Raw genomic sequence first — 14928 nt, 5'->3', positions numbered from 1 at the left:
CCTAATTACGCTTTATTCAGATTTCAGCGTAATACGTGCGAAAGCTTTCTTGCCGGCCTGGCATACATGAGTAGAACCCAGCTCATATATATAGGTGCGATCCACAACCTCACCATCTATACGCACACCACCCGAACCCAGGAGATCTCGCGCCACCGCCGCATTCTTGACCAGGCCAGCCTTATTAAGGACCGCCGCAATTGGCATATTCTCGGCAGCAGCCAACTCGATCTCCGGCAGGTCATCCGGCAGTTCGCCATCCTTCATACGATTACCCGCCGCACGATGAGCATTGGCCGCAGCCTCCTCACCATGGAAGCGCGCAACGATCTCTTCAGCCAACTTGATCTTGATGTCCCGCGGATTGGCCCCGGCCTCTACATCAGCACGGAACGCATTGATCTCATCCATGGACCGGAAGCTCAACAGCTCGAAGTAGCGCCACATCAGCACATCAGGAATGGAGACCAGCTTGCTGTACATGACGCCTGGTGCTTCCTGGATGCCCACGTAGTTGCCCAACGACTTGGACATCTTCTTCACGCCATCCAGGCCTTCCAGCAATGGCATGGTCAGGATGCACTGCGCCTCCTGACCATAACCACGCTGCAACTCGCGCCCCATCAACAGGTTGAACTTCTGGTCGGTACCGCCAAGCTCAACGTCCGCGCGCAACGCGACCGAGTCATAACCCTGAACAAGCGGGTAGAGAAACTCATGGATGGCGATCGGCTGATTGGTTGTATAGCGCTTGTCGAAATCATCGCGCTCGAGCATGCGAGCCACGGTGTACTGGGACGTCAGGCGAATGAAATCCGCCGGCCCCATCTGATCCATCCAAGTGGAGTTGAATGCCACTTCGGTCTTGGCCGGATCAAGAATCTTGAAAACCTGAGTCTTGTAGGTCTCGGCGTTATCGAGAACCTGCTCGCGAGTCAGGGGTGGGCGCGTAGCACTCTTCCCGCTCGGGTCACCGATCATGCCGGTGAAGTCCCCTATAAGGAAGATGACCTGGTGCCCCAGATCCTGGAACTGGCGCAGCTTATTAATAAGCACGGTATGACCCAGGTGCAGATCGGGCGCCGTCGGATCGAAGCCAGCCTTGATACGCAGCGGCTGCCCGCGCTTGAGCTTTTCGATCAGCTCGGACTCGACCAACAGTTCTTCCGCACCACGTTTGATCAGCGCTAGCTGCTCTTCAACCGACTTCATAACAGACCCGTAAGGCTCAGATTCAAAGGGCCCCAACCATACAAGATCGCGCACCAAATACAAGGTTTGCCCGGCGCACGGACGCCGATCCACAGAACAGAGCGTTCGCGGGCTTGCTTCGCAGGGGTTTTGGTTATATTTTATACAGTTATTTCATCTTCATCATGTCATTCATCTTTTCCAATTCATCTTTTCAAAAGTCAAAATTACTTATGACCACAGAACCGTCTAAAGCGCCGCCGCTTTACCCAAAGACCCACCTGCTTGCCGCCAGCGGCATCGCAGCCCTCCTAAGCCTGGCGCTCCTGGTGTTTCCCTCCAGCGATGTTGAAGCCAAAAAGACGACCCTGAGTCTTGAACTGGAAAGCCCTGCTGAACAACTGACACAAGAACAAGACGCCGCCGAAGCCGTTCAAGCCACAAACGAACCGGCCGCCTCTCCTTTTGCGCAGATTGAAAACAGCCCGGAAGACACTGCCCAGGCCGCCGCTCCGGTAGAAGCGCCTGTTGCGGAGGAAAAGAAAGGACCGGAACATCGCGAAGTGATTGTTGCCAAGGGCGACACGCTTTCCACCCTCTTCGAAAAGGTTGGCCTGCCCTCCACATCGGTTCACGAAATCCTGGCCAGCGACAAGCAAGCCAAGCAATTCACTCAACTGCAACGCGGTCAGAAACTCGAATTCGAACTCAATCCAGACGGACAGCTGAACAATCTGCACACCAAGCTCAGCGACCTGGAAAGCATCACCCTGACAAAAAATGACAAGGGTTACGTATTCAACCGCGTCACCGCCAAGCCTACCGTTCGCTCGGCCTACGTCCATGGCGTCATCAACAGTTCATTGTCCCAGTCCGCTGCGCGCGCAGGCCTTTCCCATAGCTTGACCATGGACATGGCCAGCGTCTTCGGCTACGACATCGACTTCGCCCAGGACATTCGCCAGGGTGACGAATTCGACGTCATCTACGAGCAGAAAGTGGTCAATGGCAAGAGCGTCGGCAACGGCCCGATCCTTTCCGCGCGCTTCACCAACCGCGGCAAGACATACACCGCGGTGCGCTACACCAACAAACAAGGCAACAGCAGCTACTACACCGCCGACGGCAACAGCATGCGCAAGGCATTCATCCGTACACCGGTTGACTTCGCCCGCATCAGCTCAAAGTTCTCCGCCGGCCGCAAGCATCCGATCCTGAACAAGATCCGCGCCCATAAAGGTGTCGACTACGCAGCCCCCCGTGGTACGCCCATCAAGGCGGCCGGCGACGGCAAGGTATTGCTGGCCGGACGTCGCGGCGGTTATGGCAATACCGTGATCATCCAGCACGGCAATACCTATCGCACGCTGTACGGCCACATGCAGGGTTTCGCCAAAGGCGTGAAGACTGGCGGCAGCGTCAAGCAAGGCCAGGTGATCGGATACATCGGCACCACCGGACTGTCCACCGGACCGCACTTGCACTATGAGTTCCAGGTCAACGGCGTCCATGTCGATCCGCTTGGCCAGAAGTTGCCGATGGCCGATCCGATCGCCAAGGGCGAGCGCGCGCGCTTCCTGGCGCAAAGCCAACCCTTGATGGCTCGCATGGATCAAGAGAAAGCCACCATGCTGGCCTCGAGCAAGCGCTAAGCCATGGCGCTCTATATCGGTGTGATGTCCGGGACCAGCCTGGATGGCTTGGATATCGCACTGATCGAACTGGCCCCGGCGATCAAATTGATTGCCACGCACTACATCCCCATGCCCGCCGCCCTGCGCGCCGAACTACTCGAACTGTGCAGCAGCGGGCCCGATGAAATCGCCCGCTCCGCCATTGCCCAGCAAAGCTGGGTAAAGCTGGCCGCACAGGGTATCCATACCTTACTCAACGAACAGAAACTCAAGCCTGAAGACATCACGGCGATTGGCAGCCACGGCCAGACCATCCGCCATGAACCAGCCCGTGGGTTTACCGTGCAAATCGGCAATCCGGCCCTGTTGAGCGAATTGACCGGCATCGCCGTCGTCAGCGATTTCCGCAGCCGTGATGTCGCCGCTGGCGGACAAGGCGCCCCACTGGTACCGGCGTTTCACGAAGCACTGTTCGAAGAACGAGCTGGTAATCGTGCCGTGTTGAATATCGGCGGCTTCAGCAATCTCAGCCTGATAGAGCCCGCAAAACCTGTAGCCGGTTTCGACTGTGGTCCAGGCAACGTATTGCTCGATGCCTGGATACATCAACAACGAGGCGACCATTTCGACCGTGACGGCCAATGGGCTGCCAGCGGGAAAGTCGAGCCAGCCCTGCTCAAGGCACTGCTCAGCGATCCTTTCTTCGTCACCAAGGGGCCGAAAAGTACCGGCCGCGAGGTATTCAACCTGCCTTGGCTGAGCCAGCATTTGTCGCAGTTGCCAACCTTCGCCCCGCAAGACGTACAGGCGACGTTGCTCGAGCTGACCGCCCTGACCATCGTCGAATCACTGCAGCATGCCCAATCGAATACCCAGGAGTTGCTGATTTGCGGCGGCGGCGCTCGCAATCATGCGCTCATGAAACGCCTGGCTGAGTTGCTGCCGGAGACCAAGGTCAGCAGTACGGCGGTGTATGGCGTGGACCCGGACTGGGTCGAAGCCATGGCTTTCGCCTGGCTCGCCCATTGCTGCCTTGAAGGCATTCCGGGCAATCGTCCGAGTGTCACTGGCGCCCGTGGCTTGCGCGTACTCGGCGCCATCTACCCGGCCTGAGATCAAGATTACGGACAAAAAAACGCCGCAGGGCCGTAAGGCACTGCGGCGTTTTTATTGGAGCACTCAGATCGAGAACGAAGAACCGCACCCACAGGTCGTGGTGGCGTTAGGGTTCTTGATCACGAAACGCGACCCTTCCAGACCTTCCTGATAATCCACCTCGGCACCTGCCAGGTACTGGAAGCTCATCGGATCGACCACCAGGCTGACCCCTTCGCGCTCGACGATGGTGTCGTCTTCGGCCACTTCCTCATCGAAAGTGAAGCCGTACTGGAAACCGGAACAACCGCCACCCGTAACAAATACGCGCAGCTTCAAACGATCATTGCCCTCTTCATCGACCAGGCTCTTCACCTTGTGCGCGGCACCGTGGGTGAATTGCAAAGCCGTGGGGGTGAAGGTTTCGACGCTCATGCTGAATATCTCCCGGCGCTTACGCCGCCATAATGCGTGATGGCGGGCATTATCCGCTTCTCCTACAAAATCGGTCAACTATTTGCGGAGCTGCGGCAAACTGCTTTAAGGCAACATCCCTGCATGGGACAGCCCCAGGCGCTCATCCAGGCCGAACAGGATGTTCAGGTTCTGCACCGCTTGGCCGGACGCGCCCTTGACCAGGTTATCGATGACCGACAATACCACCACCAGGTCACCGTCCTGCGGGCGATGCACGGCGATCCGGCAAACGTTCGCACCGCGCACGCTACGAGTCTCCGGATGGCTGCCGGCTGGCATAACGTCGACGAACGGTTCGTTGGCATAACGCTTTTCAAACAATGCCTGCAGGTCCACCGAACGATCGACGACGGTCGCATAAAGGGTGGAATGGATGCCACGAATCATCGGCGTCAGGTGCGGCACGAAGGTCAGGCCGACGTCCTTGCCCGCTGCCCGGCGCAACCCCTGGCGAATTTCCGGCAGGTGGCGATGCCCCTTGACCGCGTACGCCTTCATGCTTTCCGACGTCTCGGAATACAGCGACCCGACACTGGCGCCACGCCCGGCGCCGCTGACCCCGGATTTGCAGTCGGCAATCAGACGCGAAGTATCGGCAAGACCGGCCTCAAGCAACGGCAAGAAGCCCAACTGTGTAGCGGTCGGATAGCAACCCGGTACGGCGATCAGTCGAGCCTGCTTGATTTTCTCGCGATTGACCTCCGGCAAGCCGTAGACCGCCTCCTCGAGCAACTCCGGCGCCCCGTGGGGCTGGCCGTACCATTTGGCCCACTCATCGGCGTCCTGCAGACGGAAGTCCGCCGACAGGTCGATCACCTTGGTTCCAGCGGCCAGCAGTTCACCGGCCAGGGCGTGGGCGACACCGTGGGGCGTGGCGAAGAACACCACATCGCAGGCACCAAGGGTCTTGACGTCCGGAACGCTGAACGCCAGGCCGTCGTAATGGCCTCGCAGGTTCGGATACATGTCGGCGACGGCCAGGCCGGCCTCGGATCGGGAAGTGATGACCACCACCTCAGCCTGCGGATGCTGTGCCAGAAGACGCAGCAGTTCGACACCGGTGTAACCCGTGCCGCCGACGATACCGACCTTGACCATAAACCTGCCCTCAACGAACCCACTGGAAAGCCGTCGATGATAGGGGCCGCAGGGCGTGGCGACAACCGTCAAGGTGACGTGTGGCCGCTCTAACCTCTACTATCGGGCTACCGTGAATCGAGGAATAACTAAAAATGCTCTATCTGTGGCTCAAAGCACTTCACATTGTCAGCATGGTCTGCTGGTTCGCCGGCCTGTTCTACCTGCCTCGCCTGTTTGTCTATCACGCCCAAAGCGAAGACAGTGTCAGCAAAGAGCGCTTCAGCGTCATGGAGCGCAAGCTGTACCGCGGCATCATGGGCCCGGCGATGATTGCCACTTTGGTATTCGGCATCTGGTTGCTCAGCCTCAATGCCGGCGCCTACTTCACCCAGGGAGGCTGGATGCACGCCAAGTTGACCCTGGTCGTGCTGCTGATCGGTTACCACCATATGTGCGGCGCCCAGGTAAAGCGCTTCGCCCGTGGCGAAAACACCCGCAGCCATGTCTTTTATCGCTGGTTCAATGAAGTGCCGGTTCTGATATTGCTGGCTATCGTAATTCTGGTCGTCGTTCGACCGTTCTAACCTCCAATCAGCATCCATTTCCGGGGTACTTCCAATGTCGTTGCCCGCTCTGCTTGAACAACGCTTGCGACTGCCCGTCGTGGCGGCGCCAATGTTCCTGATTTCCAATCCACAACTGGTGCTGGCCTGCTGCCGCAATGGCATTGTCGGCAGCTTTCCAGCGTTGAACCAGCGCGAAAGCAGCGGCTTCAAGGCCTGGCTGGAAGAAATCGAAGCAGGCTTGGCAACCCTGGAAAACCCGGCGCCCTACGCGGTAAACCTGATTGTTCATCACAGCAATCCGCGACTTCAGGCCGACCTGGCCATCTGCATCGAACACAAGGTGCCGATTGTCATCACCAGCCTGGGTGCGGTGAAAGAGCTGGTGGACGCGGTTCACGGGTACGGAGGCCTGGTGTTCCATGACGTGACGACCCGACGGCATGCCGAGAAAGCCGCCGAAGCCGGTGTCGATGGCTTGATCGCCGTTGCCGCTGGCGCAGGCGGGCACGCCGGGACCTGGAGCCCGTTTTCACTGATCGCCGAGATCCGGCAGTTTTTCGATAAGACCCTGCTGCTGGCAGGATGCCTGAACCACGGCCATCAGATCTTGGCCGCACAATTGCTCGGCGCGGATCTGGCCTACTTCGGTACACGCTTTATCGGTACGAGCGAAAGCCACGCACCTGACGCTTATAAAGAGATGTTGCTCACATCCAGAGCCGCAGACATCGTGCATACTCCTGCTGTATCCGGGGTACCGGCCAGTTTCATGCGCCAGAGCCTGGAGAACGCCGGTTTCGATCTGGCCGCCCTGCAGAACAAAGGCGCCGTGGATTTTGGCTCGAAACTCAAACCGCTGAACGATGAAGCCAAGGCCTGGAAAACCGTATGGTCCGCTGGCCAGGGCGTGGGTGAAATCGATGATTTGCCCAGCGTCGATCAGTTGGTGGCACGCCTGGATGAAGAATACCGTCAGGCACAAGCCCGGGCGACGCAGCTTGGCGGGCAATGGCCCCGCTGAATCAGCCTGAACAAAACAACCAATCAACTTATTAGAGACAAGGATGCCAGGCATGAGCGAAACCCGTTTCAACATCGTATTCGACGGCGGCCTGATGCCGGGCGTCGATACCACCACCGCCAAACTCAACCTCGCCGAGCTGTTCAAAAGCGATGTCAGCGCCATTGAACGGCTGTTCACCGGTCGCAAGGTAGCCCTCAAGAGCAACCTGTCCCAGAGCGAGGCGCAGCAGTACCTGGAAGCGCTCAACAAGAGCGGAATCGATGCCAGGATCGAAGCCGAACCCGTCGTCCAACTGAACCTTGGCGAGGTACAAGAGGCACCACGGCAACCGAGTGGACGCCATCCCGATTCGATCGTCGAGCCCGTCTCGCCATACGCGCCTCCCCGCGCCCAAGTCGGTGAAGCGCTTGCCGAGTACGGCACACTCAAGCCCTTCAGCTTCGACGGGCGTATCGGCCGTCTACGCTACCTGGCCTGGACCATGGTATTGACCCTGGCCCTACTGCCCTTGGTCGGCATAGGCTTCTGGATGGCCACGGCCTGGCTGCTGGCTTCCGACTCGGTCGCGGGACTCATCGTCGGCGGCCTGCTCGCCGCAGTCGTCGTGCTAGCCTTTGCCTTCGTGAGCATCCAGTTCAACGTTCAGCGCCTGCATGATCTCGGCTGGTCGGGGTGGTTGTGGCTGATCAACCTGGTTCCATTCGTGGGCAGCATCTTCCCCTTCATCCTCATCATCGCTCCGGGCAATACCGGCGCAAACCAGTATGGCCCGCCGCCGCCGCGCAATACCACAGCGGTCAAATTGCTGGCCTCGCTCTGGCTGGTGATGATCGTCCTGATTTTCATGGCCACCTTCGCCGGCATCTTCGGCGCCCTTCAGGAGGACTACGACAGCAGCAGCCTGAGCAGCTATGAAAGCAGCGAATCCAGCAACGAAACCTCTGAAGAGCCCGCCGTCGAGGCAGCCGAGCCCGCTCCGCCTTCTGTAGACTATGAAGAAGAAGAGGAACAATAAGCGCGCTTCATGCCGGTGACAGCCCAGTCAACTGGCGGCGGGCTATTGCGATGGAGAACTGCATGACCCGTTACGCACTGATCACTGGCGCTTCCAGCGGTATCGGCCTGGCCATGGCCGAAGCGCTGGCCCGGCGCGGCCGCAACCTGATACTGGTGGCTCGACAGCGTGATCGGCTGGAAAGTATTGCAATCGAACTGACTCAGCGGTTTGGCGTGGAAGTATTGTTCCGGGCTTGTGACCTGGGCGAACCGCTGAGGCTTTCAGGCTTTCTGCTGGAACTGGAGGAAGGCGAGCGACAGATCGATCTGCTGGTCAATTGTGCAGGCATCGGCACCAGCGGGCCGTTCCTGGGCCAGGACTGGATGACCGAGCAGGACCTGATCGAAGTCAACATCCTCGCCCTGACACGACTTTGTCACGCCATCGGTAATAGCATGGCGCTGCTCGGCGGCGGCCAGATCCTCAACGTTGCCTCGATCGCCGCCTTCCAACCGGGCCCCTGGATGAGTACTTACTACGCCAGCAAGGCCTATGTACTGCACTTCTCCGAAGCCCTGCGAGTTGAACTGAAGAAATGCGCGATCAAGGTCTCGGTGCTTTGCCCTGGGCCGACCCGGACCGGCTTTTTCGCCAGGGCGCAGATGGACGAACAGAAACTCATCGACAGCAAGTTGCTGATGAGCCCGGAGGAAGTTGCCCTGTACGCCGTACGCGCACTGGACAAGAACCGCGCCATCATCATTCCTGGACGCCGCAATCGCTGGCTGGCCGCACTGCCGCGACTGGGATCGCGATGGCTGGTCCGGAACATCGCCGGCATGATCAACAAGGCTTATTGCCCGCGCTGATCCCTTCACGTTGAACAACCAGGCGCCTCAACCGGAGCCTCCATGACATCGGACATCGACGAACCCAACGGAGAAAACAGCTGTGGATACCCTGTTTACCAAGATCATCAACCGGGAAATCCCGGCAAAGATCATCTACGAGGATGACCAGGTACTGGCCTTCCACGACATCGCCCCGCAAGCACCCGTGCATTTTTTGGTCATTCCGAAAAAACCGATCCGTACGCTCAATGACCTCACCGAAGAAGACAAGGGCCTGGCCGGGCACATTCTGTTCACTGCCCAGCGCCTGGCGCTGGAGTTGGGCTGCGAAGAAGGTTTTCGCGTGGTGATGAATTGCAATGAACTGGGTGGGCAGACGGTCTATCACATTCATATGCATGTGCTGGGTCAGCGCCAGATGCACTGGCCGCCGGGCTGATAGCCCTGACCCAACGCAAATCTTCGGCGGCCGATTGGGTTAAACTGGCCGCTGTGATTTTTCCCGGAGGTAAGCATGACTACCCAACGTCACTACTCGCCGATTGACCGTCTGTTGCTGCAAGCTGATACCGCGATGCGCACGCTGCTGCCCTTCAGTGGCCAGCCGTACCGCCCATCACCGGCTATCGTGCAGCCGGACGCGCAACTGAGTGACGAGCAAACCCGCCACGTCGCCGGATTGATGCGTATCAACCACACCGGCGAAGTCTGTGCCCAGGCGCTGTATCAGGGCCAGGCGCTGACAGCGAAGCTGCCCCAGGTGCGTGAGGCAATGGAACACGCCGCCGAGGAAGAAATCGACCATCTGGTCTGGTGTGAACAACGCATTCGCCAGCTGGGCAGCCACACCAGCGTCCTGAACCCGCTGTTCTATGGGATGTCATTCGGGATCGGCGCCGTCGCCGGCCTGATCAGCGATAAAGTCAGCCTCGGCTTCGTTGCCGCGACCGAGCATCAGGTGTGCAAGCACTTGAACGAACACCTGGAGCAACTGCCGGCCGAGGATGAAAAGTCCCGGGCGATCCTCGAACAGATGCGCGTGGATGAAGAACACCATGCCGAAAGTGCGCTTGACGCCGGTGGCTTCCGTTTTCCGGGCCCGGTGAAGTTCGGCATGAGCCTGCTGGCCAAGGTCATGACCAAGAGCACCTATCGGATTTGACGCCATTGCAACACCAATGAAAAAGGCGACTTCCAGCGGGAGTCGCCTTTTTCTTTAGCTCAGGATTTCAACGCGGCGAGTTGCGGGCTTCGCCATCGAGATCGACTCAACCCAATTCGATGATTTCATAATCGTGGGTGATTTCGACGCCGGCGGCGCCGAGCATGATCGAAGCCGAGCAGTATTTCTCGGCGGACAGCTCAATGGCCCGCTTGACCTGGGCTTCCTTCAAGGCTCGCCCCTTCACCACGAAATGCATGTGGATCTTGGTAAATACCTTTGGATCTTCGGTGGCACGCTCCGCTTCCAGGAACGCTTCGCAGCTTTCGACGGCCTGGCGGGACTTTTTAAGAATGCTGACCACGTCGAAATTGCTGCAACCGCCTACGCCCAACAGGAGCATTTCCATCGGCCGAACACCCAGGTTCCGACCACCGGCCTCTGGCGGGCCGTCCATGACGACCACATGACCACTGCCTGACTCACCGAGGAACATGGCTTCGCCAGCCCATTGGATGCGTGCCTTCATCGCCAAGACTCCACTGTTAAAAAAGGGTCGCCAGCTTAGCACAGCGCTTCGCCATGACCGCTCTTCGTCTTAGGAGCACCGTCCTGTCAGCCTGTAGGTAAATTCTCAAATCTATTAAGGACGCCTCTGTTAAGCTGGCGCCAACTCGCTGGCGTATGGCCAGCTTTTAGCGATAGCTATTCGCCTTCATAAAAACAAACCACCACACCGCGCAGTCTTTCGGGATACAACCATGGTTGCCATTACTCCCACGTTCAAGATCAAGAATCTCGACAAGCTCTTGATGCATTGCCAGCGCCGCCGCTACCCAGCCAAACACAACATCATTTGTGCGGGAGATCGTTCCGAAACGCTGTTTTTCATCATCAAGGGCTCGGTCACTATCCTGATAGAAGATGATGACGGTCGGGAAATGATCATCGCCTACCTCAATTCCGGAGATTTTTTCGGTGAGCTGGGGTTGTTCGAACAGGCGGGCAAGGAACAGGAACGCAGTGCCTGGGTGCGGACCAAGATTGAATGTGAAGTTGCGGAAATCAGCTACGCCAAATTCCGAGAACTGTCCCTGCAAGACCCGGACATTCTTTACGTCCTCAGCGGACAAATCGCACAGCGCCTGCGCAATACCACCCGCAAGGTCGGCGATCTCGCATTTTTCGACGTCACCGGACGTGTCGCACGTTGTCTGTTAGAGCTGTGCAAGCAGCCCGATGCCATGACCCACCCGGACGGCATGCAGATCAAGGTGACCCGCCAGGAGATTGGCCGGATTGTCGGTTGCTCCCGTGAAATGGTCGGTCGCGTACTCAAGGACCTGGAAGAGCGCAACCTGGTCAACGTCAAAGGCAAGACCATGGTGGTGTTCGGAACGCGTTAAGTACCCAGCAGTTGGGTCAGCAGTTCCCGGTACAGCACCTCGAGTCGCTCCAGCGCGTGCGGCGCCGGGAATTTTTCACGCAAGGCAATGTGACTCTCGGCACGCACTCGCTGCTCCAGGCCACAGGCCTCATTGAAGCGATTGACCGCCGCGACCATGGACTCGCGCTCGTTCTCCAGCAAAAGCGCGCCATGCACCAGCCCCACCGGACGTTGCCCCCCCTTGCTCTGGCGCCAGCGTTGAGCGGTGCCGACCATTTTCCGGCCGTCGAGGTTGACGTTGAAGCGCCCGTCGCAAAAGGCCCCTTCCACTTCTCCCAGCGAAGCCACCCCGCCCAATTCATCCAACAACTGGCAGATGGGATCGCACAACCGGCGATACCCGGTTTCGATGCGGCCGTGGTCACCTTCGCAGCGCGGTGGCGCGTAGACCAAGGCGATATTGACGGTAGCGGCCGATTGCGGCACCGGCTCACCACCGGTTTCGCGCAGCAGGACTGGCCAGCCTTGGGCGGCCGATACTTCACTGGCGTGTTCGAACCCCGGCAACCGACTCAAGCGGCGCGGCATGACCAGCGCGCGGTCATTGGGCTGCCAGAACAGCAGGCCGAACTCGGCGTCGCCCGCGCAGATGCTGGCCAACAGGTCCTGTTCGGCTTGCAGGCCAGCTTCGACGCTGAGGGAAATCACAGGCGACATGGATCAGTCCAGCGTCGAGCCGCTCACCGGCAGGCCTCGTTCAGGAAAGAACAGTCGCTGCAATTCAGTACCCGGGTTCTCGGCCCGCATGAACGCCTCGCCCACCAGGAACGAATACACATCGCTGACTTCCATCAACTCGACATCGGCCCGGTTGAGGATGCCGCTTTCGGTGATGACCAAGCGATCACGCGGGATACGTGGCAACAGGTCCAGGGTGGTTTCCAGGCTGACTTCAAACGTGTGCAGGTTGCGGTTGTTCACGCCGACCAGTTTGGTATCGAGGGTTTTCAGGGCTCGCTCCAACTCGTCGCCATCATGGACTTCCACCAGGACATCCAGCCCGACACTCTTGGCCACGGCCGCCAGCTCGGCCATTTTCACGTCATCCAGGGCAGAGACGATCAACAGCACGCAATCGGCGCCCAGCGCACGCGCCTCGACGATCTGGTACGGGTCGATCATGAAATCCTTGCGGATCACCGGCAACTTGCACGCTGCCCGCGCCTGCTTCAGGTAGTCGTCGGCCCCTTGGAAAAAGTCGACGTCGGTCAGTACCGAGAGGCAGGTCGCACCGCCTTTCTCGTAGCTTCGCGCGATGTCAGCCGGGACGAAGTGTTCACGAATCACGCCCTTGCTGGGAGAAGCCTTCTTGATTTCGGCAATGACCGCCGGCTGTTTTTTCTTGGCCTGATCCATCAGCGCCTTGGCAAAACCGCGCGTCGCATCCGCTGAACGCGCCAGGTTTTCCAGCTCGGCCAGACTGACGCGAGCACTGCGCTCAGCCACTTCCTGGACCTTGCGAGCCAGAATGTTTTCCAGAACCGTTGGCACGCTCATCCTTCGTTCTCCACTTTGAATACGGCGGTAAATGCACCCAACTCTTCGAGTTTTTCCCTGGCCAGGCCAGTGTGCAGTGCGTCATGGGCCAGTTCCACGCCTTGCTTGAGGCTGCTGGCGTGGTCGGCGGCGTACAACGCAGCACCGGCATTGAGCACGATCATCTCGGCGGCTTTCTGGCCATTCTCGGTCTTGCGGCGCCCCAGGGCATCGCGGATCAGCTCCAGCGACTGGGCCGGGCCATCGACCGCCAGGCCATGCAAGCTCTGGCTTTTCATGCCGAGGTCTTCAGGTTCGACCCAATACTCGCTGATCTGATCATTTTTTAGTTCGGCCACGAATGTGGGCGCCGCCAGGCTGAATTCATCCAGGCCGTCCTTCGAATGAACCACCAGCACGTGCTTGCTGCCCAGGCGTTGCAGGACTTCGGCCAATGGCCGGCACAACGCCTGGCTGAACACCCCAACCACTTGATGCTTCACGCCAGCCGGATTCGTAAGCGGGCCGAGCATGTTGAACAGCGTACGCAGGCCCAGGTCACGGCGCGGCGCGGCGGCGTGTTTCATGGCACGGTGATGGGTCTGGGCAAACATGAAACCAATGCCGACATTGTCGATGCAGCGCGCCACTTGAATCGGCGTCAGGTTCAGGTAGATGCCGGCGGCCTCCAGCAAATCGGCACTGCCGCTCTTGCCTGAGACCGCGCGGTTGCCGTGCTTGGCAACGGTGCAACCGGCCGCCGCGACCACAAACGACGAGGCGGTGGAAACGTTGAAGATATTGGCGCCATCACCTCCGGTGCCGACCACGTCGACCACACCGTCCAGTGTCTTGAGTTCGACCTTGTCCGCCAGTTCACGCATCACCGACACGGCGCCGACGATCTCATCGATGCTCTCGCTCTTCATGCGCATGGCCATCATGAACGCACCGATCTGCGCATCCGTGCATTGGCCGGTCATGATCTCGCGCATCACGTCGCGCATCTCGTCGGTGCTCAGGTCGAGATGGCCGACGATACGGCTCAGGGCTGTCTTGATATCCATGAAAAGTCCTTAGCGCGTGCCGCCGGTTTGTTTGAGGAAGTTGGCGAACAGCTCGTGGCCCTGCTCGGTGAGAATAGACTCGGGATGAAATTGCACACCCTCGATATTCAATGTCTTGTGGCGCAGCCCCATGATTTCATCGACCGAGCCGTCTTCAAGCTGGGTCCAGGCCGTCAACTCCAGGCAGTCAGGCAGCGTTTCGCGCTTGACGATCAAAGAGTGGTAGCGGGTTACGGTAAGCGGACGATTCAGTCCCTCGAACACGCCCTTGTCCTCGTGGAATACCGGGCTAGTCTTACCGTGCATGACTTGTCGGGCGCGCACGACATCGCCACCGAACGCTTGGCCGATCGATTGATGCCCCAGGCAGACGCCCAGGATCGGCAGCTTGCCGGCGAAATACTTGATGGCGTCGATGGAAATGCCCGCTTCGGTCGGCGTGCATGGCCCGGGGGAAACCACGATGCGCTCAGGCTTGAGGGCTTCGATTTCGGCGATGGTCAGTTCGTCGTTGCGCACGACCTTGACCTCGGAGCCCAGCTCGCCAAGGTATTGCACAACGTTGTAGGTAAAAGAGTCGTAGTTATCGATCATCAGCAACATGGCTAAGCAACCTATTGAATTCACTGACTTTGAACACAGCCTTCAGAGAGTGACCCGCACGCTGCTGCGCTTGGCGAGGCGGTTGATACCCCGGCGAAGCGGTTCTACAGCGGGTAAAGAAGGCAAATCGGTACAGGTCCGGCGAAGCCGGCGGAGAATGTTCAGGCGCGCCAACGCCAACGGGCGTGTGCCTTGATCATTTGATCCAGAAGTTTGCTGGCAATCGACACAGGGGAAGTCTCGTTCATACGTCCCGGC

General features: G+C 59.0%; 17 protein-coding genes. 9 read left to right on the top strand and 8 right to left on the bottom strand.

What is annotated here, in order from left to right:
* Positions 1–12: 12 nt before the first annotated feature.
* Entirely contained in the window at positions 13–1212 is a 1200-nt protein-coding gene (gene tyrS, locus J4E63_RS30605; RefSeq protein WP_207284191.1) for a tyrosine--tRNA ligase, read from the bottom strand.
* Between the two features lie 212 nt (positions 1213–1424).
* On the opposite strand from tyrS, the gene J4E63_RS30600 reads away from it, so the two are divergent.
* Positions 1425–2843 carry a peptidoglycan DD-metalloendopeptidase family protein gene (locus J4E63_RS30600; RefSeq protein WP_192264156.1) on the top strand — a complete coding sequence of 473 codons (1419 nt, stop codon included), beginning with the start codon at positions 1425–1427 and terminating at the stop codon, positions 2841–2843.
* A 3-nt stretch (positions 2844–2846) separates the two neighbouring features.
* Positions 2847–3938 (top strand): anhydro-N-acetylmuramic acid kinase, encoded by a 1092-nt coding sequence (locus tag J4E63_RS30595; protein WP_207284190.1) that lies wholly within the window; start codon positions 2847–2849, stop codon positions 3936–3938.
* Between the two features lie 66 nt (positions 3939–4004).
* Here the strand turns inward: J4E63_RS30595 and erpA are convergent, their stop codons facing one another.
* Positions 4005–4355 (bottom strand): iron-sulfur cluster insertion protein ErpA, encoded by a 351-nt coding sequence (erpA, locus tag J4E63_RS30590; protein WP_003177727.1) that lies wholly within the window; start codon positions 4353–4355, stop codon positions 4005–4007.
* A gap of 105 nt (positions 4356–4460) precedes the next feature.
* Positions 4461–5495, bottom strand: coding sequence for an N-acetyl-gamma-glutamyl-phosphate reductase (gene argC / locus J4E63_RS30585; protein ID WP_060740384.1), 1035 nt, complete (start codon positions 5493–5495; stop codon positions 4461–4463).
* 134 nt (positions 5496–5629) lie between these two features.
* Between argC and hemJ the strand changes: the two genes are divergently transcribed.
* From hemJ to coq7, 6 genes are all read left to right on the top strand, one after another.
* A complete protein-coding gene (gene hemJ, locus J4E63_RS30580; RefSeq protein WP_003206117.1) occupies positions 5630–6061 on the top strand; it encodes a protoporphyrinogen oxidase HemJ in 432 nt (143 codons plus the stop codon).
* A 34-nt stretch (positions 6062–6095) separates the two neighbouring features.
* Complete coding sequence (locus tag J4E63_RS30575; protein ID WP_060740383.1) at positions 6096–7064, top strand: nitronate monooxygenase family protein; 969 nt, start codon at positions 6096–6098, stop codon at positions 7062–7064.
* A 52-nt stretch (positions 7065–7116) separates the two neighbouring features.
* A complete protein-coding gene (locus J4E63_RS30570) occupies positions 7117–8082 on the top strand; it encodes a DUF805 domain-containing protein (RefSeq protein ID WP_207284189.1) in 966 nt (321 codons plus the stop codon).
* A 62-nt stretch (positions 8083–8144) separates the two neighbouring features.
* Complete coding sequence (locus J4E63_RS30565; protein WP_207284188.1) at positions 8145–8933, top strand: SDR family oxidoreductase; 789 nt, start codon at positions 8145–8147, stop codon at positions 8931–8933.
* An 82-nt stretch (positions 8934–9015) separates the two neighbouring features.
* Complete coding sequence (locus tag J4E63_RS30560) at positions 9016–9354, top strand: histidine triad nucleotide-binding protein (protein ID WP_072405750.1); 339 nt, start codon at positions 9016–9018, stop codon at positions 9352–9354.
* A gap of 75 nt (positions 9355–9429) precedes the next feature.
* Entirely contained in the window at positions 9430–10077 is a 648-nt protein-coding gene (coq7, locus tag J4E63_RS30555) for a 2-polyprenyl-3-methyl-6-methoxy-1,4-benzoquinone monooxygenase (protein ID WP_103308219.1), read from the top strand.
* 106 nt (positions 10078–10183) lie between these two features.
* Here coq7 and J4E63_RS30550 read toward each other — a convergent pair whose 3' ends face one another.
* Positions 10184–10606, bottom strand: coding sequence for an OsmC family protein (locus tag J4E63_RS30550; RefSeq protein WP_003206127.1), 423 nt, complete (start codon positions 10604–10606; stop codon positions 10184–10186).
* Positions 10607–10838: 232 nt separating this feature from the next.
* Here J4E63_RS30550 and crp point away from each other — a divergent pair, with 232 nt between their 5' ends.
* Positions 10839–11483 (top strand): cAMP-activated global transcriptional regulator CRP, encoded by a 645-nt coding sequence (crp, locus tag J4E63_RS30545; protein ID WP_003206128.1) that lies wholly within the window; start codon positions 10839–10841, stop codon positions 11481–11483.
* Here crp and J4E63_RS30540 read toward each other — a convergent pair.
* Genes J4E63_RS30540 through J4E63_RS30525 form a run of 4 tightly spaced genes read right to left on the bottom strand, consistent with a single transcriptional unit; the run spans position 11480 to position 14670 of the window.
* A complete protein-coding gene (locus tag J4E63_RS30540; RefSeq protein WP_207284187.1) occupies positions 11480–12181 on the bottom strand; it encodes a lipoyl protein ligase domain-containing protein in 702 nt (233 codons plus the stop codon). The genes crp and J4E63_RS30540 overlap by 4 nt on opposite strands.
* 3 nt (positions 12182–12184) lie before the next feature.
* Positions 12185–13021 carry an indole-3-glycerol phosphate synthase TrpC gene (gene trpC, locus J4E63_RS30535; protein WP_207284186.1) on the bottom strand — a complete coding sequence of 279 codons (837 nt, stop codon included), beginning with the start codon at positions 13019–13021 and terminating at the stop codon, positions 12185–12187.
* Positions 13018–14067 (bottom strand): anthranilate phosphoribosyltransferase, encoded by a 1050-nt coding sequence (trpD, locus tag J4E63_RS30530; protein ID WP_060740376.1) that lies wholly within the window; start codon positions 14065–14067, stop codon positions 13018–13020. The genes trpC and trpD overlap by 4 nt, the downstream gene beginning before the upstream one ends.
* 9 nt (positions 14068–14076) lie before the next feature.
* The gene (locus J4E63_RS30525; RefSeq protein WP_060740375.1) at positions 14077–14670 is read right to left on the bottom strand and encodes an aminodeoxychorismate/anthranilate synthase component II; all 594 of its coding nucleotides are present in this window, start codon (positions 14668–14670) and stop codon (positions 14077–14079) included.
* Positions 14671–14928: the final 258 nt, after the last annotated feature.

Source organism: Pseudomonas sp. FW300-N2F2 (assembly GCF_017351655.1).
In the GTDB taxonomy this organism is placed as follows: domain Bacteria; phylum Pseudomonadota; class Gammaproteobacteria; order Pseudomonadales; family Pseudomonadaceae; genus Aquipseudomonas; species Aquipseudomonas fluorescens_AA.
The sequence above is the reverse complement of the archived record's forward strand: the minus strand, read 5'-3'. Positions and strand labels throughout refer to the sequence as shown.